Source organism: Brevibacterium sp. CS2 (genome assembly GCF_005280295.1).
Taxonomy (GTDB): domain Bacteria; phylum Actinomycetota; class Actinomycetes; order Actinomycetales; family Brevibacteriaceae; genus Brevibacterium; species Brevibacterium pityocampae.
This window is the reverse complement of sequence record NZ_CP040020.1, coordinates 869,154-891,729: the sequence shown is the minus strand read 5'-3', so window position 1 is coordinate 891,729 and position 22,576 is coordinate 869,154. Positions and strand designations below refer to the sequence as shown.

The window sequence follows — 22,576 nt, the reverse complement described above, 5'->3', positions numbered from 1 at the left end:
CCCGTGTGGCCGGGGCGGTTCCGCAGGCAGTCCAGTGCGGCCCAGGCGGTTCCGCAGTCATTACAGTGCGCTTTCGAGGGCCGAACCGGACTCGATCGATCCTTGAGCCGCGCTTGCCCGCCACTCGCGGAGAGTGGGGCTTTCGGTCGAGGGTGGTGGCATTGATGGTGGCACACACGGTCGAAAGCCCCACAGTTCCGGTTGGCTGCCACGGCTGCCGGCGAGAAGAGCGCGATGGCCGGGGTAGTCGAGGCGAGCGAGATGCGGAGCGACCGGCGGCAGCCGGGATTTGGCACCCGGTCGACTTGTGGCTATAGTTGATTTTCGGTTCATCCCGATTCGGGCCTATAGCTCAGGCGGTTAGAGCGCTTCGCTGATAACGAAGAGGTCAGAGGTTCAAGTCCTCTTAGGCCCACGGAACCACGACCGGACGGAGACGTTGTGAAGAAGTGGTTGACCCTGACGGGAGTGCTGTCCGCGGCAGCCGGAGTTCTCCTCGGATTCCGCAGCAGACGGCAGCGCACTCATCAGACCTGGTCCCAGTACACCGATCACGTGTGACGGACCGCGGGGGTATGGCGCAATTGGTAGCGCACCTGCTTTGCAAGCAGGGGGTTAGGGGTTCGAGTCCCCTTACCTCCACGTAAAGTTGAACGTTCGAACCTTGCCCCGCATCATCGCGGGGCAAGGTTCTTTCGTTGTGTGGCCTGGGGTTGGTGGCCAGGATCGTCTGGATCGCTTCAGTCGGTTGGAGGGTGGCGTCGTCCTCGTCATCGATGGTGATGCGGTCGAACAGTGCCCGGTTGAGCATCCTCCGCTCTGAGGGTTCGGCCTTGGCGTAGACGTCGCCGATGTCGGTGAGGAGCCCGAGGATCGCGTCGAGCCCGACCTTGGCCTTGTCGTAGGTCGTCTCCAACGTGTCGAGCCGGCTGGTGATCGCTTGCAGGCTCGCGCGGATGCGGTCCTGTTCGGTCTTGAGCAGGTCGAGGGGGATCGCGTCGGCGTAGTGGGCTTGGAGGAGCTTGACCTGTTCGGCTTCGAGCTTGGCCTTCTGCCCGGCGAGGAGCTTCTTCTCATCGCTGGTGGATTCGGCGAGGGTGTCGAACACCTGCCTGAGCACGCCCTGGACCTGCGCGGCCTCGCCGGGACTGAGGGAGATGTCCTGGTAGCCGGCCTCGATGGACTGCTCGACGCGGTGGGTGAGGACGGCGGTGCGCTGGCAGTTGTTGCGCTTGAACCGACGGCCGGTGCAGGTGAAGTAGTCGTAGGCGACGCCCTGGTGGTTGCGGGGCCGCTCGAACATGAGCCGTTTCCCGCAGGCGCAGTAGATCGAGCCTTTGAGGTAGTGGTCGTACTTCTGGGGCTTGTCGCCGACGACGTGGTTCTGTCGCAGGATCGTCTGCACCTGCTCGAACGTCTCCGGCGTCACGAGCGGATCGTGCGTGCCGGGGTAGGTGACGTCGCGGAAGGTGACGATGCCCTGGTAGTAGGGGTTGGTGAGGATCTTGTGCAGCGCGGTCGTGGTGACCGGCTTCGCCGGGAACGACGGCGTCGGCCTCGTGGTGAGGCCGCGGGTCTCCAGCTCCCTGGCGAGCCTCGACAGCGACCAGTCCCCGGTGGCGTAAGCGGTGAACGTGAACCGGATCAGCTCGGCCCGGTCGGGATCGAGCCGCACCTCGCGGACTTCGTGCCCGCCCGCGTCGACGGTGCGGATGTTGAGGTAGCCGATGGGCGCCTTGTGCGGGGTGCCGCCGATCGTGGCTTTCTGCACGAGCCCCTTGGTGACCTCCTGGGCGAGGTTCAGGCTGTAGAACTCGGCGATGGAGGCCATGATGCCGTGCATCAGCATCCCGGATGGGGTCTCGTCGATGTTCTCCATGACGGACACGAGCGTGACCCCGGCCTGGCGGAGGGTGGCGTGGATGATCGCGTCATCGAGCCGGTTCCTCGCGATGCGGTCGACTTTGTTGATGATGCAGTACCTGACGGGGTGCTCGGCGAGGTAGTCCAGCATCTCCTGGAGCGCTTTGCGGCGGGCGGTCTTGCCGGACTCGCCGGGCTCGATGAACTCCGCGACGATGACGGCGTTCAGTTGGTCGGCCTTGCGCTGCGCGGCGTCCCGCTGCGCGGGGATGGAGAGGCCTTCTTCGAGACCGTTGCGGGTGGCCTGGTCCTTGGTGGAGACCCGCAGGTAGGAGATCGCGGGCACCTTCCCATCAGGAAGGGCCGTCGCCTCGTGGGAGGGTTTCGGGCCGGTGGCGAGTGTGCGCAGGGCGCTTAGGTCGAGGCCGGCGGGGAGGTCGATGAGCGTCATGGTCGTGACTGCCTTTCGGGCTCTCACCCAGCCCCCAGCGATGGGGTTGGGTGCGGGCGCCGACTGGCGGTCACGACACAGATGGGGAGGCCTGCCGAACCGCGACGGGCTCGGGCAACAGATGGGTTAGCCGGTAGCGCCCTGGGGTGGACGTACAACAGGGATTCTACCGTTCGCTGGCCAGCAGCGCCCGGAACTGGTCTCCGGCCTGACCGACCGTGCTGCCGGTGCCGGCCTCGCGCAGGGCGACGCGGATGAGGACTTCGGCGATCTTCTCGGTGTCGATCTGCTCCCGCCTCGTGAACGTGACCCGCAACCGCCGGTCCGATGATGGGCGTTGGGTCTTGCGCTGATAGTTCCGCACCATCGCCACTCACCCGCCTTCGGAATCTCTACCCATGTCGGTGTCGAGGTCGGCGTCGTCGAGGCGGGCGAAGAAGGCGTCTTCGGCGGCTTTGCGGCGGGCGACCTGTTCGATCACGAAGGCCACGAAGTCCTCGCGCCGGTTCGTGATGGGGATGTCTTCGACCGGTGGGGCCGGGGGCTCGCCGGGCCAGGCGGTCTGCCGGTCGGGGCGGTCGCGATCCAGGCGGGTGCCGGAGGCGGCGACCCAGTCGCGCAGCCGCTGCCGGGCGGCGGCGAAGTCGCGGTGCCACCCGATCGCGGCCGAGGCGTCCTGTTCCGGATCGTACGCGGCGAGCCAGTGCAGGTGCAGCGCGGAAAGCTCCCACTTCAGCGCCGGATGCCGGTGCCACAACGGCGGGATCACCGATGCGGGCAGCGCGTACTCTCTCCTGACCCACTCGACCCAACGGTTGAGGGCGAGCCATTCCTGCTCCAGGTCGTGCGCGAGCAGCAGGTTCCAGTTCACCGGCCGCGGCGGCCCCGGCACATCATCGTCGGGGCCGACCGGACCGAAGTCCTCGTCGTCCCACTCCTCCGGTTCGGGGCGGTCGGGCGGGGTGGTGGTGTCGTTCATCGCGTCCGCCGCCGTTCACATGGCCCGTGAGGGCTGCTCGTGGGCGGGCTGTCCCTGCTCGGGCGGCTCGAACCCGCCCTGACGCTGCGGCTGCTGCGGGTTCGGGGACCCCATCTGCGACAGCCGGCGCGGCGTGCCAATCTCGATGTTCATCCGGGCGGCGTCGGGGCCGAACCGGTTGGCGATGAACTCCTTGCTCTCCACCCCGGTGTTCGGGTTCGTGCTGGTTTCGAGGCGGCCGTGCGCGATGAACCAGTCCTGCTTGGACAGCATCTCGCCACCGCTCTTCGCGGCGCCGCGGAACGCGACGACATCGTGGAAGGTGGTCGGCAGCTTGGTGCGCGACCCGTCCGGGCCGTACTCGTAGTGCTCCTGCCCCGCCTTGAAGTACAGGCGCGGCTTGCCGTCATGCCAGGTCAGCTGCGGTTCGGAGGCGACGAACCCGTAGAACGCCTGACCGATCTCCGGGTCGACGTCTGGTTTCTGCTCGCTCATCGTGTGCTCCTGCTCTGCTCATGCCGCCCGCTCGTCGTCGGGGCTGCTCGTGGCAGACAGGTGCACCCGACCACCCCAGGCCCGCCGGCGTCATCTACTCGCGGTGGGCGTTGTGCAGGAGCTGTTCGACCTCGGCTCGATCCGACTGGATCTGTTTGCCGTCGGGGCGGGCGGGCCAGGCCCGCAGGTCGGTGATGATCGGGGGCGCCGACCGCAGCAGGGTCACCGCGGTGCCGAACGGCAGGCGTCGGATGTGATCGGGCGGGAGGATCGCGACCCGCCGCACCGAGCGTTGGTTGGAGCGGGAGCCGTGGTCGCCGACGGTGGTGGTGTCAGTGAGCTCGTCGCGTTCCCCGATGAGCGTGGAGAGGTCCTGGAGGTCGCGGCTGTTGGAGGCGCCGCCGAGGATGATTTTCACGATGGACGCATCCCAGATCGCGCCGGCCTGGTGCTCGTTCCACTTGTCCCGCGCCTGCGCCAGGGACTGGAGCACGGCGAGGGTGGTAATGCCGGTGCCGCCGCCCTCGGCCATCAACGTCGGCAGGCTGGGAAGAGGCGCCAGGTTCCCGATCTCATCCAGGCACAACAGCATCGGCGGGTCCAACCGGGCACCCGTCGAGCGGGCGGCCATGCGACGGGCGGTCTCCACGAGGTCTTCGACCAGCGCGGTGACGAGTGCGGCGCTGTTCCCGGCGCCGGCGCCGGTGGCGAGGAGGAACAGGGTGCCGCGCTCACGGATGAATGCCTCGGGGTCGAACTCTTCACCCTCGGCGGGTGAGACCGCATCGAGCACCCTTGGATCGGCCAGCGCCGCGAGAGAGAGGCTGACGCCTTGCCAGATCGAGTCGCGGGTGCGCGGGTCGGCGTCGATCATCGACGCGAGCGAGTCCGCCCATCCGGTCGCGGCGTCGGGGTGGTTGGTGAGGATCGCGACCGCATCTGCCGCCGAGGTGGGGTCGAGGGTCCACCGGAACAGCTCAGACGGTGAGCGGCCGTCGAGGGCGGCGGCGTGCAGTAGCGCTTGCAGCGCGGCGCGGGTCTTGCCTTCCCAGAAGTCACCCCCTTCGACCCCGCCCGCGGACAAGCCGGTGGCAGAGGCCAGGCCGGCGGCGCGGATCATCGCGGTCTGCGGGGACTCGCAGCCCCGGATCGGTGACCACCGCATCCCCGCAGGCAGGCCCTCGGCGAGATGCTGCGGGTCGAACACCGCCACCGGGCCGATGCGCTTGCGGGCGCGCAGGCAGGCGGTGACGTTATCCGGCCTGGTGCTGGTGGTGACGACGGCGCCGGGTGCGTCGAGGATCGCGGGGATGATCAGGTGCAGGCCCTTGCCGGAGCGGGGCGGGCCGATCAGCAGGATCGAGTCCTCCACGCTCGCCCACACCTCGTGGCGGTGCGCGGTGCCGAGCCGATACCCGACATCGCCCGGCCGCGGGTTCGCCAGGCTGGGGCGGAGAGTGCCGGCCCGTCGCATGAGTGCCTTCGCCGACGCGACCTTAGCGACCTCGTGACCGGTGGCGGTGCCCTCCTGCCGGTGCGGATCGCCCGCGGCCTGCCGGGTCCGCCGGCGGATCAGGCTCCAGGCCCAGAGACCTGCCGCGGTCAGGGCGGTGAGCATGAGGGCGGCGGTGATCCAGTAGACGACCGGGTTCAGGCCGGCGGCGCCGAGCTGCCCGCCCGGGTCCGCCGGGTGGAAGAACACCGCGACCCCGCCGGTCGCCCCGGCGGTCGGCTGCGGGGTGCCGGTGAGGAACGCGGCGACGCTTCCCGCGGCGCGGAGCACGAAGGCGACCCCGAGCAGCCCGCCGATCGCGATGAGCAGGAGGTTGGCGAGCTCGTCGCCCATCGGCTGGCCGGGGCGGCCCTGCGGGCCGGTCACGGCAGGCCCCGGACGGCGATCGTGCCCGAGACGCGCCCGACCAGCACCACCTCCGCCGCCTTCGCCGCGGCGATGACCTGGGGGTCGAGGAGGGCGCGGGCCCGCCCATCCGGGGTCGCGTCGGTGTGGGCGACGATGAGGGCGACGGCGATGTCTTCGCCGGAGATGAACCCGTCACCGCCGTCGACCTCGATGGGACCGGCCCCGCGACGACGCCGGCCCGGCTTTTTCACCGGCTCCGGCTCCGAGTCCGTGTCGCGCTTCGGGGTGGGGCGTTTGACGGCGGGGAGGATGTCGGTGAAGGAGCTGCCGTCCACCTCGTGCACGGTGACGCGAACCGGGATCGTCCGGTCGCCGGTGACGTGATCGATGATCTGCGCGAACATCGCCCGCCGCCACGCCCCCACATCATCCGGCGCGGCGACCGGGTGGTGGTCGAGGGTGGCGGTGAGGGTGCCGTCCTCGTGCACGTGGAGCACGAGATGCGGCACGGACACCGGTGCGGAACTGGTCGAATCGGCAGGGGGGTGTGCGTGTCTCATGCCCGCCAGGTGCACCCGCCCCTCCTGGTGTTCCTAGCTGCGCGCCGCCGCTCGCGAGCTCGTGTCGAAGAGTCGGTTTTCGGCGGGGTGTAGCTGGTGTTGGACGACGTAGGAGGAGCCCTTGATCTTCCACAGACCCTGCCCGACACCAAGCGTGGGCAGCAGGGCCTGCTCGGTGCCGGTCAGCCCGAGCGCCGCGGAGGTGGGGCCGAGCTGGTCGGACTCCTGCCGGTAGATGATCCTCGTCTCCGCGTTCGCCAACAACGAGTTGGCGAGGCCGCGCATGGCCGAGCCCTGATCGCCGACGTTGTCGAGGTCGGAGACTTTGTGGAAGATCATCGCGTTCGCGATCCCGTACGCCCTGGCGAGCCGCCAGTGCGCGTCCATCCGCTTCAGCAGGGCGGGTTGGGACATGAGTCGCCAGGCTTCGTCGTAGATGCACCAGCGTTGCCCGCCGGCGGGGTCGAGGAGGGCGGCTTCCATCCACGCCGACGAGCAGGTCATGAGCGCGCTGATGAGGGTGGAGTTCTCGGTGACCTGGGACAGGTCGAGGGAGATCATCGGCAGCGACGGATCGAACACCTCCGTCGAGGGGCCGTCGAACAGCCCGGCCAGGTCACCGGCGACCAGGCGGCGCAGGGCGTGTCCGACCAGCCGCCCGTCCTCCTGGAGTCTCCCGTCCTCGTCGCCTTCGGGGTCGAGGAGGTGGTCGACGATCATGGGCAGGATCGGCACCGAGTTGGCCAGCATGGTCGCGGCCAGGGCGGTGTCGATCGCGGTGTGCTCCAACGGCGACATGGGTCGCGCCAGCACGGTCTCCGTGAGCGCCCCGATCAGGTCGCGTCGCCGGGAGACGACGGTGGCTGTCCATTGTTCGTCGCTCATCCCGGCGGGTCGGTATCCCTCATCGAGGGGGTTCAGGCGGGAGGGCAGGCCGTGGCCGAGCTTGATTGCCCGGCCCCCGACGGCCTCGGCGACGGCGGTGTGCTCGCCTTTCGGGTCGCCGGGGATGTAGACGCGGCGCCCGAACCCGAGCGAGCGGGTGTAGAGGCTCTTCGCGAGGCTCGACTTGCCGGAGCCTACGATGCCGGCGACCACGATGTTCGGGGCGGTGATGACCCCGTTCGCGTACAGCACCCAGGGGTCGTAGACGAACGACCCGCCGGAGTAGAGGTCTTGGCCGATGAACACGCCTTGGGAGCCGAGGCCGCCTTCGGCGAGAAACGGATACGCCCCGGCGAGCATCGCGCTGGTGTCCTGATGCTTCGGGAGGCGGAACCGGCCCGGCGTGCGCAGGGTGGCGGGGCCGGGCTCGCCGGCTGCGGGCAGATACCGGTTCGCCCGCCGTTCGGCCCGCTCGCGCTCCCGCTTCGCTCGGGCCTCGGCCCGCTCGCGGGTGCGCTGCTCGGCGACGAGCTCCGCGGCGGCGGCTCGGCGTTGCTGGCGCAGTCGGCGGCGTTCCTTGGCGGGGGCGACGAGGACGGCGGAGTGCAGCTTCTCGCGGTCGCCGCTCACCGCAACAGCCCCCGGTTCTCGGCGACCTCGTCGATCGCGTCCGGCCGGAACCACGACGACGCTTCCGGCCGTGCCGGTCGGCGATGCCGCTCCCGCCGCGGCTCAGGCTCCGATAGGGGCGGTGCGGTGGTGGTGCCGGAGGCCGGAGCGTCCGGGTCGGGCGCGTCGATGCGGCGGGACAGCCCGACGTAGCCCAGGTCGGGGCTGTAGGTGAGGGCGTAGTCGCCGGAGGTGGCGAGCCGGTCGGCGGCGCTGTGCGGGGCGGTGTCGTAGACGTACCCGTTCTCCATCGCATCGCTCACCGTCTCCTCGCCGTGATCCCAGGCGGCGAGGTATTCGATCGCGGCGTCCGTGCCCTGCCGGTCGATGATCTCCACCACCGGGTCCGCGTCCTCGCCTTGGATGAACACGATGCTGACCCACCGGTGCTGCGGATCGTCGGGCTTCCACGCGATCTCCCCCGCCTTCCCGGACGCCTGGTCGAGTGAGACTTCGGCTTGATCCATGCGGGCGGACGCGGTGCGCAGCGCGTCGATCGTGTCACCGAGGAGAGTTCGCGCGGCGAGCGGATCGCCGTGATCGGTCGTCGCCCGTGCCGCACTGCGGTGATGGTTCCGGGCGAGCTGATCGGTGACCTGGGCCAGGTACCGGGTGCTGGCCAGCAGGTCCCCGATGACCTCATACATGGCGCGCGGGTCCTCGATGGTGATCGTGGCGTGCGCGAGCCCGCGCAAGGCCTCGGCGGCTTCGCGAGCAGCTGCTTGGGGATCGGTGAACGTCGGCATGACAACTCCTCAGGTTTCGGCGGGCGCGGCAGCGCCCGACCCCGGCGGAGGTGAGGGGTCGGGGCGCTGTGCCTGCCAGGTGCGCGCGGCTCTGCTGTGTCCGTGGTGCCGGATAGCGTTGCCACGCAGGTGAGTCGAGAGGAGCCGGGGTGGGATCGCAGCAGTACCGCGGGGAGCTGGAGCGCAAGCGCAAGCAGCGCGTCGACGCGGAGAAGAAGGCCGGTGAGTACCGGAACAAGGAGTCGAAGAAGCGTGCCGAGGCGGACAAGGCGCGTCAGGAGGCGACGAAGACCAAGAGCGCGTCGACACAGAAATCGAAGTTGAGCCGGGCCGCCCAGCGCGACAAGGAGGCCGCGTCCGCCGGAAGCGAAGCGAACAAGTGGGCGGACAAGGCCTCCGGCTACCGGAAGCAGGAAGCAGACCTCCAGACTAAGCTCGCCCGGGCAGAGCGCTCCGAGGCCGACGCGGCGGAACGCAAGCGCAAGCGAGAGCAGACCGCCGCTGATCGGCGTGCGGCTGCCGAACGTGCGGCAACCGAAATGCGCTTCGACCGCACGGAACATGCTGTCGGCGAAGCGCTCCGGGAACTGCGTGCACCCAAGCCCGAGAAGCTGCGGGTGCTGTTGCTCGGCGCGTCCTCCGAAGGCGATCTGCGCGTCGGGCGAGAGCAGAAGCGCATCCGATCCGCCGTCGAGTCCGCGCTGCACCGAGACCTGATCGAACTCGATGTCCGCCCTGCCGCGACCGCGAGCGACCTGCTGGACGGCATCACCAAGTTCCGTCCGCACGTCGTGCACTTCTCCGGACACAGCAACGAAGACCTCATCGTCTTCGAACACGACACCGACGCACCGCACGCCGGGCACGTCGTCACGGCGCGCGCGTTCTCCCGCGCCATCGCCGCCACTGACGACCCGCCCCTGCTCGTGCTGCTCAACGCCTGCAAATCTGCCGCGCAGATCGATCAACTCGTCGCGGACGTCGTCCCGTTCGCCATCGGCATGGCCGACAGCATCGACGACGGAGACGCCATCAACTACGCCGCCCAGTTCTACGCCTCCATTGCGAACGGGCAGTCCGTGCGCTCGGCGCATCTGTCCGGACAGGCCGCGTTGGAGATGGCCGGCCTCGACGGTGCCGAGCTCCCGACCCTCGCCGCAGCTCCCGACGTCGACCCCGGCGCCACGATCCTGGTCAAGCCCACCGACTGACCACATCTCAGATGCGGCGGGCAATGGGCAGGGCGGCGGCGGTGAACGCGGCGGCCTGCTGCCCGACCAGGCGCCGGGTTTCGCAGGAGGCCTGGATCGCGGCCTGCTCGATCGCCGCGACCGCGGTGTCGAGCTCCTCGATGGTCGGGGCGGTGACGGCGATGAGGCCGGTGTAGCGCAGCACCCCGTGCCCCGCGGTCAGGTCGGCCTCCTGCCGCAGCACGTCCTCGTACTCGGCGGTCTGGGAGGCGTCCTGGATCTGGCCGATCTTCGCTCGCTGGGCGCGGTCGCTGATGTACTCCACCTTCTTCTTGCGGATGTCGCGCACGGCCTGATCGGTCCTCAGCGGGGTGCACAGCAGCGAGATCGATCGCTGTATCCCCGTCGACAAGGTCACCGGGGCGAGGAACCCGGGATACACCATCGCCCTCGGCCACTCGCTGATCCACAGCACGGCGTGATAGCCCGAGTCGGTGCGCAACCGCTCCCACGTCTCGGCGATGGCGACGGGGCCGGCAGTGGCGAGGTCCTGCCCGAGCTGGCCGTGGCGTTCCAGGGTCGGCCCGATCGCGGGGTCGTAAGCGGTGCGCAGCATCACCGCGATCTCCCCGGGACTCAGCCACCCGGACGGGGTGAGGTCGGCGGCGCGGAGCGCGGAGACGAGGGTGGTCATTTCCTGGCGGAGCACGTTCGCCGCGCCCTTGATGCCGCCGCCGGCGGTCCGGATCTGCCGGCCCGCCGCCTTCATATCCAGAGACAGCGACAGCGTCATGGCGTGCCGTTCCCCGGCAGGCCCGGCCCGGTCGATCAACTCTGCATAGGTGGTCGAAGCCCAGGAGGTGTCGTGGGTGCCGTGCTCGGCCCACCATTCGGCGAGCCCCTGCCCCGAATCCGGCAATGTCCGTTCCAGGACTTGGAGGGTGGCGACCCGGCCGGAGCGGCAGATCGTCGCCAGCACACGGCCCCAGGCGGTGACGCGGCGGTGCTGCTCGGACGGGTCCAGCAGCACGAACGCCGGATGCGTCACCGACACCACCACCGTCAGCGTGTTCGCGGTCGGGTCGTGGATCATCCCGGCCCCCGTCTCGGGATCGGTGTACTCGCGCAGCCTGGCCATGTCACCCGGCAGCGCGAGCGTACCCTCGGGCCTGGGGGTCACGATCCGGCGCCGGTAGAGGAGCTGTCCGCCGGTCGTGCGCCAGGCCCACCAGGCGCAGACGGGTATCCATTCGACCAAGGCTCGGCCGCTGATCTTCACCCAGGTCAGGGCGATCGCGGCCGCCCAGATGGGGGCGGAGTAGGCGATGAGGATGCCGCCGCCAGCGTAGAGCGCCCCGATCAGGGACGCGCCGCCGATGCCGAGGGCGATCATCTGCGACAGCGACAGGCCCAGGATGAGGCCGCGTCGGGTGAGGCGGGAGAACTTCACCGGCACCAGCTCGCCGGCGCCCGTGGTCGTGGTGTCGTCGGTGCGGGGCATCGCCTACTCCTTCGTGCCGGGGTCTGCCGGGGCGGACGGCTCGGTCGGGGTGTTGGGCACCGGTGCCGACGGAGCCGGCGGCGTACCGCCGTCGCCCGGGCCGCCGTCGCCGCTGCTGCCGTTGGGGGTGGTGTTGCCGGTGTTCTGCGCGCCCGCGGCGGCGGTGTCGGCCTGGGCGCCGACCTCGTTGCCGGCTGCCGGCCCTGCCTCGGCGGCTTCTTTGGCGACGATCACGCCGGCCACGACCGGGGCGGCAGGCCCGCTGCTCGCGGCAGTCTCGGTCCCCGCCTCGGCGGTCGCGGTCTCCGTGCCCGCGGTCTCGGTGCTGGCGGGCGGCTTCGTCGCGGGCGGGCTCCCACCGCCATCACCGTCACCATCACCTCCGCCGCTGGAGCCGTCGAGGATCTTCTTCGGGCCCTCGCCGCCCCGGGTGGGGATCGGGAGGGGGCGGTTCATGGCGTTCTTCGCGTCCTGTTCGGCGCCCATGGTGTTGTAGAGGTCGAAGCCCACGAAGCTCAGGAGCCGGTAGACCATGTACGGGGCGAAAGCGGCGATTCCGAGCAGCACGATCCCGGCGATGGGCTCGGTCACGGCGGTCAGGCCGGCGTCGATGGGGGTCGCGACCTGCGTGATCGCGACCAGGAACACCACGACGAGGACGAGCTTGGAGACAATCAGGGCGATCAGGAACGTCACCCATTTCCCGATCCACCCCTTGGTCACATCCCACGACGCCCCCGACAAGGCCAGCGGGGCCAGCACGACGGTGACGAGGATCAGGGCCTTGCGGATCAGGAGGGAGAACCAGACGATGCCGATCGCGGCGATCATCAGGCCGGCGAGGAAAATCGAGACGATCGCCCCGACGCCGGGAGCCGTAATGTTCAACCCCGCGAGAGCGCCAGCGAGGAGGAGGAGTTGGTTGCCCATAGATTCGGTGGTCTCCCCGGCGGCCTGGATGAGGCCGATGCACAGCTGGTCGACGATCTCCAGCAGCACCGTCGTCAACGTGATGACCACGAAGCTGCCGAGGATCGACTTGCCCGCCCCGAGCGCGGCACGGGAGAGGGCGCCGGGGTCGCGCTGGATCATCCCGGTGATCAGTTGCAGGAAGAAGAAGATCGCGATGATGAACAGGGCGATCCCGAAGACGATGTTGTAGACCGAGATGAACCCGTCCTGGTTCAGGTCGACCAGGGTGGTGGTGTCGAAGACGGTCCACATGGTCTCCATCAGCCAGGCGGCGGCCCCGGCCATCGAGGAGGCGAGCCAGTCGAACGGGGCGGCGATCAAGGACGCGGTGCCCTCGCCGACCGCATCGCACACGGTGGAGATGACGGGGATATCGCACACGCTCACGGCGCACCCCTCCTTTCACACTCAGAAGAAGGGGTCAGACCTGCTGGCCGACCGACCAGCCGAAGTTCACGAGGGCCACGGCGGCGCCGCAGATCACGGCAGCGCCGCAGGAGATCAGCAGCCCCGTCTTCCCCCGCCCGGCCAGGTGCGGGTTGGAGGAGTTGGAGCCGTAGGCCCAGACGATCGCGGAGATGATCATCGCCAGCACGCTGAGGATGAGGCCGACGGTCATCACGGCGCCGACGATCGTGCGCAGCTGCTCGATGCCCGGCAGCCCGCTGGAGTTGGGGTCGATGTCGATCACGATGTGCCCTTTCACGAGACGTGAGACAGTTCCGACCGCCAGGTGCACCCCGACCCCCAGGGGCACACGAAGAAGCCCGACCCCCGGAGGTGCCGAAGCACCCGAGGGGCGGGCCAGAGAAAACCGACGACGAGCAGCTGGGGGTTAGAGCTGGTTGCCGATGGTGATGAGCCAGTTCAGCCAGGCGACGCTGGCACCGGCGAAGATCGCGCCGGCGAAGGACACGAACACCCCGGCCCGGCCGCGGTGAGCGAGCTGGTAGTTGCCGTTGCTGGAGCCGATCGCCCAGCAGATGCCTGAGACGATGAGCATCAGCACCGCGACGATCAGCACGAACATCAACAGCGCGCCGGCGACCTCCCGCAGGTCCTCGATCCCCGACAGTCCCTCGAAATCCGGGAAGACCTCCATCACGCCCCCTCTCGGACCGTGATGTGCAAGTGATCGTCGTGCCGGGTCGTGATATCGGTGCCGCGGGTGTAGTCGCGCCAGCCCTCGCCGGCTCGGGCGAGGGACCAGATCTTGCCCTGCCAGATCAGGTATTCGACGCCGAGGGTCTCGGCGTGCTCTTGGAGCCAGTCGGTGACCTGCCACCCGTATTCGAGCTGGGCCGGGGTCGGGTACTGGCCGATCGCGTTCCCGAACGCCACATCGCAGGCTCTGCCGATCGGGTGCTCGGACTTGGTGCCGGGGCGGGGCGAGTAGCACGCCCACGTCGACTCCGGGAACGCGGTGAGGGTCTGTTCGTAGACGCTGCGCAGCCGCACTGTGATCTGCCCATCCGTGGTGGGGTCGTCCACCAGCTCGTCCGGGTCGCCCTCGACCGGGGCCGGATCACCCGGCGTGCCCTGCTGGGTGACGCAGTCCTCGTGCTGTCCGGGTGGGGTGACGTCGGACTCGTCGAGGTCGGCGGCGTCGTGGTCGTTGAGCCACTTCGCGGGATCGATGTACTCGCCGTCGGTGCCGCCGTCGCGGACCTCGAAATGCAGATGCGGCCCCGTCGACATCCCCGAGCTGCCAACGTCGGCGATGTGCTGCCCGGCCCGCACCGTGTCACCCGGCGCGACGTGGATGCCGTGCTCCCAGGAATGCGCGTAAGCGGTCGCCATGGTCTTCCCGTCGATGCGGTGCTCGATGACGACGAGACCCCCGTAGCCGCCGGAGAACTCCGAGACCGTGACGGTGCCGTCGGCGGCGGCGAGGATCGGGGTGCCGTCCGGGGCGGAGAAATCGCTGCCGGTGTGGAAGGACTGCTCCGCGGTGATCGGATGCGTCCTCGGCCCGAACGGGCTGGTCGGCACCCACGTGCCCTCCGGCAGCGGGAACACCACCCGCCCCGACCCGACCGGTTCCGCGCTCACCAGGACCGGGGTACGGGTGGGGCCGGGCTCGCCGCTGCCGGTGAGGGCGGTGAGGATGTCTTCGGCGACGGGCTCGTAGTTGTCGTACCGGTCCGGGAAGGCACTGACTTCCACGGCCTGGGCGGCTTCGCCCTTGCCCATCTGCTCCCAGCCGGGAATGTCCAGCAGCCCCCTGGGTGAGCCGGCGTTGGGGCCGTCGGGGCCGCCGTAGAACGCGGCGGCCTGATAGTCGGGGTCCATGAGCTCGGCGACGGTGCCCCACCCGGAGGCCGGCCGCATCTGAAACAGCCCCAAAGAGTCGTTATCGGAGCCGTTGCCGTCGTTCGGGTACTCGCCGCTCTCCGGATACGCAGAGGTGTTGGCGAGCATCCGCATCCGCGACTCGGTCAGCGCCGCCATCAACGCGATCACGATCCCATCCCGGCCGACCCCCTCAGTGCTCGAACCGGTCTCGATGATCGTGGCGGCGTGGGTGAGCTCGGCCTTGCCGAGGACGATCTGTTCCCCGTGGCGGGTGATCGAGGTCAGTTCGTCGGGGATGTCGCCGACCTGCACGCTGCCGCCAGGGGCTGCGCAGGAGGCGGCGGAGGGGTTGACGAGCAGCCCGACCGAGACGAGGACGACCATCGGGCAGAGCAGGACGAGGGCGGCGAGCCCCGCGATCGCTTTGCGCAGCATCAGAGCCTCCTCCCCGGTGTCAGCGCAGGGGCTGGTCGAGGATGGACAGGCGCAGCAGATAGCACGGGTCGCCGTCCGGCGGGCAGGTCAGGAAGATCGTGAACGCCACCTCATGCGCACTCGACGTGGCCTCGTCATTCCAGATGCCCTGCCGGTGGCGGACACCCTCGACCGTGTACGCCGTGGTGCCCGGCGCTAGTTGCCCCGGCTGCGCCTGCGATTCGGCTTCCGCCCACGCCTCCGGCACGAACACGTCCGTGATCTCCAGACGCTGCGTCGTGCCGTACTTGCGCAGCTCGACCCAGGTCTCCCGGTTCGGGAGATAGCCGGCGATATCCGAGGCCAGGCCCGCCTGCTCGACCCCGGACGGGTCGGCAACCTTCAGGAGCACGCTGGTGTAGTCCAGCGGCATCAGCCCGCTGGTCGTATCCCACCCGAACAGCGCCTCCGCAACGGCGCGGACGAACTTCTCCGGGTCGTCGGTCTCGGGGATCGGCGCCAGGTCCCGCGGCCCCTGCTCCGTCGTGCCTGGTGCGGTCGGTGACGGGGGCGCGGGTGGCGGGTCGCTGGTGGTGCGGGGGCCGGCGACCAGGCCGTAGACCCCGATACCGACCAGGAGCAGCACGACGACTGCGGCCGAGACCAGGACGACCAGTCGGCGGCGGGAACGAGAAGCATCTGTCGAGTTCATGCCCACCAGGTGCACCCGAACGCGCATCCGCCCCGACACCCCCTCATGGGGCCCGAGGCGGCGAAACGGGAGGGGGTCAGAGGGCGCGCAGATGCCGCATCCCACCCTCACCCTCGTCACGGTCTTCGTCGTTGTCGGTGTTCTGGTTGCATGCGGCACGGAGGGCGGTGGCGAAGCGGGCGGTGCCGTCGGCGATCGTCAGGAACATCTCGATCTGCTCCTCGGTGAGCTCGCCGGCGAGCACGGCCGGGTCGTAATGCGTCCACCAGTCGACCAGTTCGCCCCAGATCACGACGAACGAGCGGGCCGTCCACACCGTCAGCCCCGCCGGTGCCAGAGCGGCAGGGCTCTTCGTGCGGCGGGGGCGGTTCTTGGCGCGGGCGACCGCCTCCTGCGCGAGCCGGTCCAGTTCCGCGTCCCGGCTCCGGGCGGGGTCGTCGAGGAGGGCGCGGACCTCCTCGAAGATCGGATGCACCGGCGCGCCCGCCTCGATCCGCGCCAACGCATTCGCTACCGACGTACGGGTGTCGTCGGGGAGGTCGTCACGGTCGGCGGCCTGCTGGATCGCCTCGATCTTGTCCAATGTCCGGTACGACGCGGCACCGGGGATCATCGTCGCCGCCTGCTGCCGCGCCTCACCCGCCGGTGTCGGTGACGGTGCCGGAAATTTTCCGCCACCGTCCTGACCGCCCTCGGCGGGTTGGTGGTCGCTGCTGAACCGGGATGCTTCCTGCCGACGCGCCGCATCCTCAGCGAGGAGGGTCTTGAGCTCCCGGTAGAGGGACGCTGCTTCCAGTGGGGTGAGGTCTTTGTGCAGGAGGTTGTCGTCCTGCTCGGCGAGGAGATGCCCGAGCCGGTTCGAGATTCCTTGCCGCACCCACACGTTCACGGTGCGCCAGCCGAGCTGCTGGATCGCGGCGAGTCGGCGCCGGCCGCACACGAGCACCCCGTCCGGGGTGATCGTCGGGGGCTGGAGCAGGCCGTCGCGGGCGATGGACGCGGCCAGGGCGTCGATGCCGCCCAGGTCGGTGCGGTGCCGGTTCCCGATCCTGATCGAGGACACGGCCCGTTCCAGCTCGATACTCATCGCCGGCCCCCATTCCGGGGTGCCGCGAGTGACACGGTGAGCACGAGGTCGTCGTCGTGCAGCAGCACCGGCAGCGTCTCACCGATCAGCAACCGCAGCAGGATGCCCCGCCCTGCCGAGGTCGCGGCGACCCCGGGGGCGGGGTTGCCGAGCAGTGCCCGCAGCAGCGCAGTCCACGAGGAGCCGGGCAGGTCGAGCAGGGCGCGGGAGTGCTGGTCGCGGCGCAGCACCTCGAACGCCGACTGCCGCGACCCGGTACGGGCGAGGGCGTGGCAGACATGCTCGACCGCGGCGCGGGCCGTCTGGGCCGGCCAGCCGAGGACGGTGACGAACGCGATCGCGTCCTCCACCGCACCAGACGCCGACGTGACCACCCCCGCCGGCTCCACCACCTCCCGCTCATCTTGGCCCTCGTGCTCGTCGTCGGGGTGGGGGTCGGTGATGTGGAACGCGGGATGGTAGTCATCCAGCGGGTTGTCCCGGTCGGAGAGGCGTTCGGCGTCGTGGAAGACCGAGTAGTGCGGGCGGCGCGCCTGATGCGTCGAGCACAGCAGGCCTTGGGCGCGCTCCTCGGCGATGCAGGTGATCCGCACCGCGTGGGTGACCACGCCCCACGGGTCATCGGCCTCGCGCGCGGAACGGGTGCGCATCACATCGAACGCGGCACCCGCCGCCTCCCACGGATCAAGACCGTGCTTACGCGCCAGAGCGGCGTACTTGTCGGCCGCGTACTGCATCAGCTTCGCGGCGGTCGGATCGGTGCGCCACGCTCCCGGCCCTTCCTCGTGCAGCCGGGTCAGCAGGGCGCGCAGTCCCTCGCCGGTCGTGTAGTCCTCGCCGCCCGGGCCGGCGGCGGTCGTTGTGTGCGGGATCATCTCGGCACCTCCTGCCAGGCAGGTGCACGCCGGCTCCCACGAACTGCGGGGCGGTCAGGGAAAGAACGTCGGATCGTAGACATGACGGCTCACCCCTGGGTCACTTCCTGCCCAGACCCGGCGCCTCGGGCGCGGGCTCCTCGCGGCCGAACGCCGAGACCGGCGGCAGCCGCCTCGCGCCCGCGGCGATCTGCCGACCGACATACTTGGCGCTGACCGCGATGCCGTGCCGGGTCCCACGAGCGAGCTTGGCGTCCAGGTCGATGCCACGCCGCGACACATAGCCGCTGCCACGGGAGAGCAGGTCGGAGGCGCGCACCCAGTCCACCCCGCGCGTCGGCCTCTCCACGTCCACGCCCTCCGTGGGTTGCTTCTCGCGGTCGACGTCGGCGGCCTGGATCGCCTCGGGCGCCATCCCCGCCGACGGATCAGGCCGCTCCGGCCCTGCCGCCTCGGATGGTGGCGGCTGCTCGGGCGACTGCTGGTCGTGCGGGTGCTGTTCGGTGTTCATGACGGTTCCTCCTCGGAATGTTCAGGTGGGGTGCCGGCCTCCTGCGGGCCGGACGACTCAGACACCTCGGCCTCGGGCCGTCGGGGAAACCAGCGGCCCACAGTCGAGGGGTGCACATCGAGTTCGCGGGCGATCTGCTTGTTCGACCAGCCCGCCTCCCGCAGCCGCGCCGCCCGCTCCCGCCGATCAGCACCAACCCCCGTCGGAGCCGACTCGTGGGACTCGGGCGTCGTGGGCGCGGTCGGGCCTACTTCGTCCTCGTGCTGCGGTGAGGGATCGTCGGGCTCCGTCGCCGAGCGCGGGGCCGGGGTATCGGGCGCGGTGCCTGCCGGCAGAGCCGGCAGAGGCTCCTCGGTCTGCGGCGGTGTAGTCGTGGTGCGGGTGGAGCGGATGAGCACGACGGTCAGATGGGTGGACGCGAGCAGCACCAGTGGCGGGACGGCGGCGACGGTCGCGGCGAGCAGGCCCGGCGCGGACGCCTCGGCGGTGACCAGGGCGTGAGCGGCGTTCGCGATCACCGAGACAAGTGCGCCGCCGATGAGCAGCGCCCACGGATACCAGGCCGCCCGGTGCCCATCGAGAGCGACCACGGCAACGGTCGCGACCACGATCAGCCCATCGACCAGCAGCGGCCAGATCCACGCCTGCCCGCCCCCGATCCCGGAACGCACGGCGAGGTCGGCCAGCGCCGTGAACGACAGCCAGAACGCGCCTGCCCCGATGAGCACGGTTCCCGACGCGGCCGTGACCACCGCCCACCCGCGCCGCCGCTCCATCACAGCCCCCTCGCCGGCGCAAGCCGCTGCTCCTGAGATGCGCCGACGGTGGCGCGCGCAGGCCCGCCGAGGGGCGCTCTGTTCCCACGGACTGAGGGCGGATCGCCGTGGATGCGTTTGTAGCCGGAGGTGACGGTGCGGGTGATCTCCCGCTGCCCGAAGTCGGGCTGCTCGACCGTGAGCATCGCGTCCAGCGCATCCCGATAGGGCACGCCTTCCTCGGCGAGGACGCAGCTCGCCCAGAACAGCTTCCGGTTCCGGTCGGTGCGCTCTCCGCCCAGCCAGTTCGCGAGCTTCTGCGGATCGGTCCGCCCCTGCCCGCGCACCCGAGGCAGGAATCGGCGCGGCGGTCTGGGCGGTTCGAGAAAACGCCGCAGCCGTCCCGCCTCCAGCGGGTGTGCAGGCTCGGTGCCGAGCCCGGTGATCCGGTAGGGCACCATCTCGCCGTCGATCACCCGCAGCGAGGGTGGGGCGACGATGTAGCCGCCGTCGCCGCGGAAGTCGATCCCCGCATCCCCGGCCTGCCACGACCGCTGCTCCATCTCGTCGGCGGCTGGGTAGTAGAGGTGCAGGCCACCCGTGGGCGAGCGCACCAGAAACTCCCACCCGCTCACGAGCCCGGCGCGGTCTGCGCGGTTCAGGGCGTCGTAGCCGTTCGTGCCGTGCACGTCCACATCCACCACCGACAGGCCCGAGACTCGGCCGGTGGGTATCCCGATGTTCGCGTGTGGCGAACTACGCCACCACGCCTCCACCTGGCGCAGGTTCGTCGTCGCATCCCGGAAGCCCCGGCCGTGGCGGATCAGCGGCACCTTGTCGCGCGGCGCGACCGGGAACACCGGCACCCCAGCGACCGCAAGCTCACGGGCCGCGTGCGGGAGTGGCTGCTCGGTGGCGTTGAGGAAGATCGCCGACAGGTCACGGGCAGCCATCACAGCCCCCGCTCTGGTGTCGCGAGCTCAGGCTGAGGCTCCTCGGGCTCGCGTGTTCGTGACGCGGTGCGGGGGCGCTCGCGCTGCGCCTGCTGCTGGGGTGCGTCTCGGGTGAGGCCGGGCGGGATGCCATTGCTCACCTGCTCCGTGTCGAGCCGGTCGAGCACATCGAGAGCGGTCTTCCGTATCCGCTCCCCGGCGGCCTGCACCACCTCGACCGGGTTCTTCCCATCCACGGCCGCCGCCCAGCCCGCGACGTACGGGATCGTGTACTCGCTGGTGTCCATCCCGTGAGCGGCGCCGATCATCAGCGCGACGCTATCGGCCTCGACCTCCCCGATCCCGCGATGCTGCCGGGCCTCCTGCTGATCAGGGCCGTGCATCAGGACATGGGCGAGCTCGTGGGCGAGGGTCTTCACCTGCGCGGCGTCGTCCATGTTCGTGCGCACCGCGACCCAGTTCTCGGTGAAGTTCGTGCGCCCGTTCGCGCCGCCGATCATGCCCTCGTGCGGCACCCACAGCAGCTCGAACCCCTCCGCTCGCACCTGATCGGCCAGGCCGTCACGGAGCCCTGCCGGGGCTTCGCCTTTGAGCAGCTGAGGCTCGGGTCGTGCGGGGATCGGTTCACCGCTGGTCTGGGAGACATCCCAGACGTAGGCCGGTCGCACTCCGACCATCCGGGTGCGCACTGTTTCTCCCGGCTTCGGCTTCTCACCTCGGTTCAGCCGCCGCCACGACATTGCGTCGGCGAGGTTCGCGGAGGCGAATCTGCCCGTCACTGGTGCGAGAATCTGATACCCAGCCTGGCCTTTCTCGACCTGTCGGCCGAGTTGCTGCCACTGCTTGTATCCGGCGACCAGGGTGGGGAAAGGTTCAGGCACTCGGCCCTGTTCGAACGCCTCCATATGAGCCGTCCAGATCAGCAGCACATTGTTGAAGCTCCGTGACCTGAACTTCGCGGCGAACCGGAGCGCATCGGCCCAGTCATCCCCGGTGACGAGCCGCTCGACCGCACCGGTGAGCTTGTCGTGGAACTCGTCGAGCTTCGCCTCCCGCGCCTGGCGGGCCTCCTCTTGCCTCGTCGCCATCGTCGGCCTCCTCCCGAGCGGCCAGCCGCACGAGGGGCTGCTGGCCTTGCACCAGCGAGGTGAGCCAGGAGCTTCCGGCGAGTCAGACGGTCAGCGAACAGCGAAGTCGGTAGGTTGGCCGTCAGGAACGCGGAGGCACCTGACGTAGGACATACCGGCTTACCCACGGGCCGCGCCGGGGAGAAGGAGAAGCCGCCCTGACCGGGATTTTCCCGGTCGAACTGTCCCGTTCGCGAAACCGGGAACCTCGGAAGTCAGGGCACGTCGGCGACGACCGGCCGCATGTCTCGGTACCGGTTCGGGGTGACCCCGGTATGCGCGGTGAACGCCTCGATCGCGCGTGATCGGCTGCGCCAGCCGACCCGCTGCCCAGCCGCCGCGACGGTGATGTTCGTCTCCCGTAGGAGTCGCGCCATCTCCTGCACTCGCAGCATCGTCAGATAGGCGGTCGGGGTCTTACCGAACGCAGCGGTGAACACGCGGGCGAGCTGCTTCGGGGAGAGCTGCGCCAGCTCAGCCAGCTCTGTCAATGTCCACGGGGAGGCGACATCACGATGGAGCGCATCGCGCACGAGCATCGCTTCGCGGCGTAACGGTCCCAGCGCTCGCTCATGGGAAGAGACCGGGCGGGAGCGAGCGCGCTGGAATCTGGTCAGCCGCATCGGGGAGACGCGGACATGCGGGGCGATGACGTCCACGACGGCGAACCAGAGCGACTGTAACCGGGGGAAGCGTTCATGGAAATGCCCCTCGGCACTGAGTGCGACCATCTCATCGAGCCACGGCAGCATCAGGCCCGCCCGATCCCGGCCCGGATGCAGCACTTGGGCCGGTTCGGAGTAGACCTTCTTGGCGAAGCCCTGCGCGTCCAGTCGATCGTGCAGGATCGTGGAGTATTGCCAGAAGAACTGATCCAGAGCGAGATCGGTGTCGATGTAGATCGTCGTGACAGTCAGCTGCCCCTCCGGTTCGGTCCCGCAGAGCACGTTGGGTCCGAGGAGGATCGCGTCGCCGAAGCTGACCGGCTGCTCACCGAACTCGGAGAACACGATCGCCGTGCCATCGCGCACGACGACGAGTTGCACGCAGTCATATGAGGCAGGCCCGATGGGGCGATGAACGGTGCGGGTGCGGGCAGACAAGGGCGGGGAGAGTCGTGCGGTCACTCATTGCTGCTGTCTGACTCAGGGATCGACCGCAGCTGGATGCGGATCGTTCGAGAGGCGCCTCACGGCGACTCTTGCTGACTGCCGGCGGATCGGATGGTGAGTGCCCAACGGACAGCCTGGCAGCATCGGCGCACGGTGAGCTCGGCCTCGAAGGATCGGGCTATGGCTGAGGTCATGCGGGTGAGGAGTCGCATCGGTTTCCTTCCTTCAGGTGGACTTGATCAGTCGGGCGATGGCTTGGGATGCCTCATCGATCTTGTGATCGGCTGCGGTCTCACCGTTCCGGATGGCGCCGGTGACGCAGTGCCTGAGATGGTCATCGGGGAGACCGATCGCGACGTTCTCTAGCGCGGAGGTGATCGCACTTACTTGGGTGAGGATGTCGATGCAGTAGGCGTCCTCATCGATCATGCGGTGGATGCCGCGGGCTTGTCCCTCGATGCGCCTGAGGCGAGCGAGGTAGCGGGCCTTGTCGCTGATGTAGCCGCGGTCGGCCGCGCTCTCGGAAGCGTGACCGGAGGGAAGGGACAGGGTGCTCATCATCG

At 69.6% G+C, this 22,576-nt stretch carries 22 protein-coding genes, 2 tRNA genes and 1 pseudogene; 3 read left to right on the top strand and 22 right to left on the bottom strand.

What is annotated here, in order from left to right:
* Positions 1–341 precede the first annotated feature (341 nt).
* Positions 342–415, top strand: a tRNA-Ile gene (locus FDF13_RS03885).
* Between the two features lie 154 nt (positions 416–569).
* Positions 570–642, top strand: a tRNA-Ala gene (locus FDF13_RS03880).
* A gap of 799 nt (positions 643–1,441) precedes the next feature.
* On the opposite strand, the pseudogene FDF13_RS15550 reads toward FDF13_RS03880, so the two are convergent.
* The 8 genes and pseudogenes from FDF13_RS15550 to FDF13_RS03840 all read right to left on the bottom strand — a co-directional run.
* Positions 1,442–2,314: pseudogene (locus tag FDF13_RS15550) on the bottom strand (recombinase family protein); the annotation flags it as partial.
* A gap of 166 nt (positions 2,315–2,480) precedes the next feature.
* A complete protein-coding gene (locus tag FDF13_RS03870; RefSeq protein ID WP_026077257.1) occupies positions 2,481–2,681 on the bottom strand; it encodes a hypothetical protein in 201 nt (66 codons plus the stop codon).
* 6 nt (positions 2,682–2,687) lie between these two features.
* Positions 2,688–3,293 carry a hypothetical protein gene (locus FDF13_RS03865; RefSeq protein WP_019157674.1) on the bottom strand — a complete coding sequence of 202 codons (606 nt, stop codon included), beginning with the start codon at positions 3,291–3,293 and terminating at the stop codon, positions 2,688–2,690.
* Positions 3,294–3,308: 15 nt separating this feature from the next.
* Positions 3,309–3,788, bottom strand: coding sequence for a hypothetical protein (locus FDF13_RS03860; protein WP_019157673.1), 480 nt, complete (start codon positions 3,786–3,788; stop codon positions 3,309–3,311).
* A gap of 94 nt (positions 3,789–3,882) precedes the next feature.
* Positions 3,883–5,634, bottom strand: a complete 1,752-nt coding sequence (locus FDF13_RS03855; RefSeq protein WP_137320352.1) for a type IV secretory system conjugative DNA transfer family protein — start codon at positions 5,632–5,634, stop codon at positions 3,883–3,885.
* A gap of 29 nt (positions 5,635–5,663) precedes the next feature.
* On the bottom strand, positions 5,664–6,164 hold the full coding sequence (locus FDF13_RS03850) for a hypothetical protein (protein ID WP_254668894.1): 501 nt from the start codon (positions 6,162–6,164) through the stop codon (positions 5,664–5,666).
* Positions 6,165–6,242: 78 nt separating this feature from the next.
* Positions 6,243–7,724, bottom strand: a complete 1,482-nt coding sequence (locus FDF13_RS03845) for an ATP-binding protein (RefSeq protein ID WP_073117029.1) — start codon at positions 7,722–7,724, stop codon at positions 6,243–6,245.
* Positions 7,721–8,509, bottom strand: coding sequence for a hypothetical protein (locus FDF13_RS03840; RefSeq protein WP_137318508.1), 789 nt, complete (start codon positions 8,507–8,509; stop codon positions 7,721–7,723). The genes FDF13_RS03845 and FDF13_RS03840 overlap by 4 nt, the downstream gene beginning before the upstream one ends.
* A 149-nt stretch (positions 8,510–8,658) precedes the next feature.
* On the opposite strand from FDF13_RS03840, the gene FDF13_RS03835 reads away from it, so the two are divergent.
* On the top strand, positions 8,659–9,720 hold the full coding sequence (locus FDF13_RS03835; RefSeq protein WP_137318507.1) for a hypothetical protein: 1,062 nt from the start codon (positions 8,659–8,661) through the stop codon (positions 9,718–9,720).
* A 7-nt stretch (positions 9,721–9,727) separates the two neighbouring features.
* On the opposite strand, the gene FDF13_RS03830 is transcribed toward FDF13_RS03835, so the two are convergent.
* The 14 genes from FDF13_RS03830 to FDF13_RS03765 form a co-directional block, all read right to left on the bottom strand.
* Positions 9,728–11,200 (bottom strand): SCO6880 family protein, encoded by a 1,473-nt coding sequence (locus FDF13_RS03830; protein ID WP_019157667.1) that lies wholly within the window; start codon positions 11,198–11,200, stop codon positions 9,728–9,730.
* A gap of 3 nt (positions 11,201–11,203) precedes the next feature.
* Positions 11,204–12,559, bottom strand: a complete 1,356-nt coding sequence (locus FDF13_RS03825) for a conjugal transfer protein TrbL (protein ID WP_073117032.1) — start codon at positions 12,557–12,559, stop codon at positions 11,204–11,206.
* A gap of 34 nt (positions 12,560–12,593) precedes the next feature.
* The gene (locus FDF13_RS03820) at positions 12,594–12,863 is read right to left on the bottom strand and encodes a DUF6112 family protein (RefSeq protein WP_137318506.1); all 270 of its coding nucleotides are present in this window, start codon (positions 12,861–12,863) and stop codon (positions 12,594–12,596) included.
* 144 nt (positions 12,864–13,007) lie between these two features.
* Positions 13,008–13,274 (bottom strand): DUF6112 family protein, encoded by a 267-nt coding sequence (locus tag FDF13_RS03815; RefSeq protein ID WP_019157664.1) that lies wholly within the window; start codon positions 13,272–13,274, stop codon positions 13,008–13,010.
* Complete coding sequence (locus FDF13_RS03810) at positions 13,274–14,902, bottom strand: M23 family metallopeptidase (RefSeq protein ID WP_137318505.1); 1,629 nt, start codon at positions 14,900–14,902, stop codon at positions 13,274–13,276. The genes FDF13_RS03815 and FDF13_RS03810 overlap by 1 nt, the downstream gene beginning before the upstream one ends.
* A 19-nt stretch (positions 14,903–14,921) precedes the next feature.
* Complete coding sequence (locus FDF13_RS03805; protein ID WP_073117061.1) at positions 14,922–15,593, bottom strand: hypothetical protein; 672 nt, start codon at positions 15,591–15,593, stop codon at positions 14,922–14,924.
* Between the two features lie 76 nt (positions 15,594–15,669).
* A complete protein-coding gene (locus FDF13_RS03800) occupies positions 15,670–16,680 on the bottom strand; it encodes a ParB N-terminal domain-containing protein (RefSeq protein WP_137318504.1) in 1,011 nt (336 codons plus the stop codon).
* Positions 16,677–17,555 carry a hypothetical protein gene (locus tag FDF13_RS03795; RefSeq protein ID WP_073117035.1) on the bottom strand — a complete coding sequence of 293 codons (879 nt, stop codon included), beginning with the start codon at positions 17,553–17,555 and terminating at the stop codon, positions 16,677–16,679. Before FDF13_RS03795 ends, FDF13_RS03800 begins: the two co-directional genes overlap by 4 nt.
* Before the next feature lie 100 nt (positions 17,556–17,655).
* Positions 17,656–18,066, bottom strand: coding sequence for a hypothetical protein (locus FDF13_RS03790; RefSeq protein WP_073117036.1), 411 nt, complete (start codon positions 18,064–18,066; stop codon positions 17,656–17,658).
* Positions 18,063–18,842 carry a DUF2637 domain-containing protein gene (locus FDF13_RS03785; protein WP_073117037.1) on the bottom strand — a complete coding sequence of 260 codons (780 nt, stop codon included), beginning with the start codon at positions 18,840–18,842 and terminating at the stop codon, positions 18,063–18,065. The genes FDF13_RS03790 and FDF13_RS03785 overlap by 4 nt, the downstream gene beginning before the upstream one ends.
* A complete protein-coding gene (locus tag FDF13_RS03780) occupies positions 18,842–19,774 on the bottom strand; it encodes a bifunctional DNA primase/polymerase (protein WP_081374425.1) in 933 nt (310 codons plus the stop codon). Before FDF13_RS03780 ends, FDF13_RS03785 begins: the two co-directional genes overlap by 1 nt.
* Positions 19,774–20,862, bottom strand: a complete 1,089-nt coding sequence (locus tag FDF13_RS03775) for an ArdC-like ssDNA-binding domain-containing protein (RefSeq protein WP_073117039.1) — start codon at positions 20,860–20,862, stop codon at positions 19,774–19,776. Before FDF13_RS03775 ends, FDF13_RS03780 begins: the two co-directional genes overlap by 1 nt.
* Before the next feature lie 254 nt (positions 20,863–21,116).
* Positions 21,117–21,947 carry a helix-turn-helix transcriptional regulator gene (locus FDF13_RS03770; protein ID WP_137318503.1) on the bottom strand — a complete coding sequence of 277 codons (831 nt, stop codon included), beginning with the start codon at positions 21,945–21,947 and terminating at the stop codon, positions 21,117–21,119.
* Positions 21,948–22,238: 291 nt separating this feature from the next.
* Positions 22,239–22,574: a metal-sensitive transcriptional regulator gene (locus FDF13_RS03765; protein ID WP_175406851.1), complete on the bottom strand. Its 336-nt coding sequence runs from the start codon at positions 22,572–22,574 to the stop codon at positions 22,239–22,241.
* Positions 22,575–22,576: the final 2 nt, after the last annotated feature.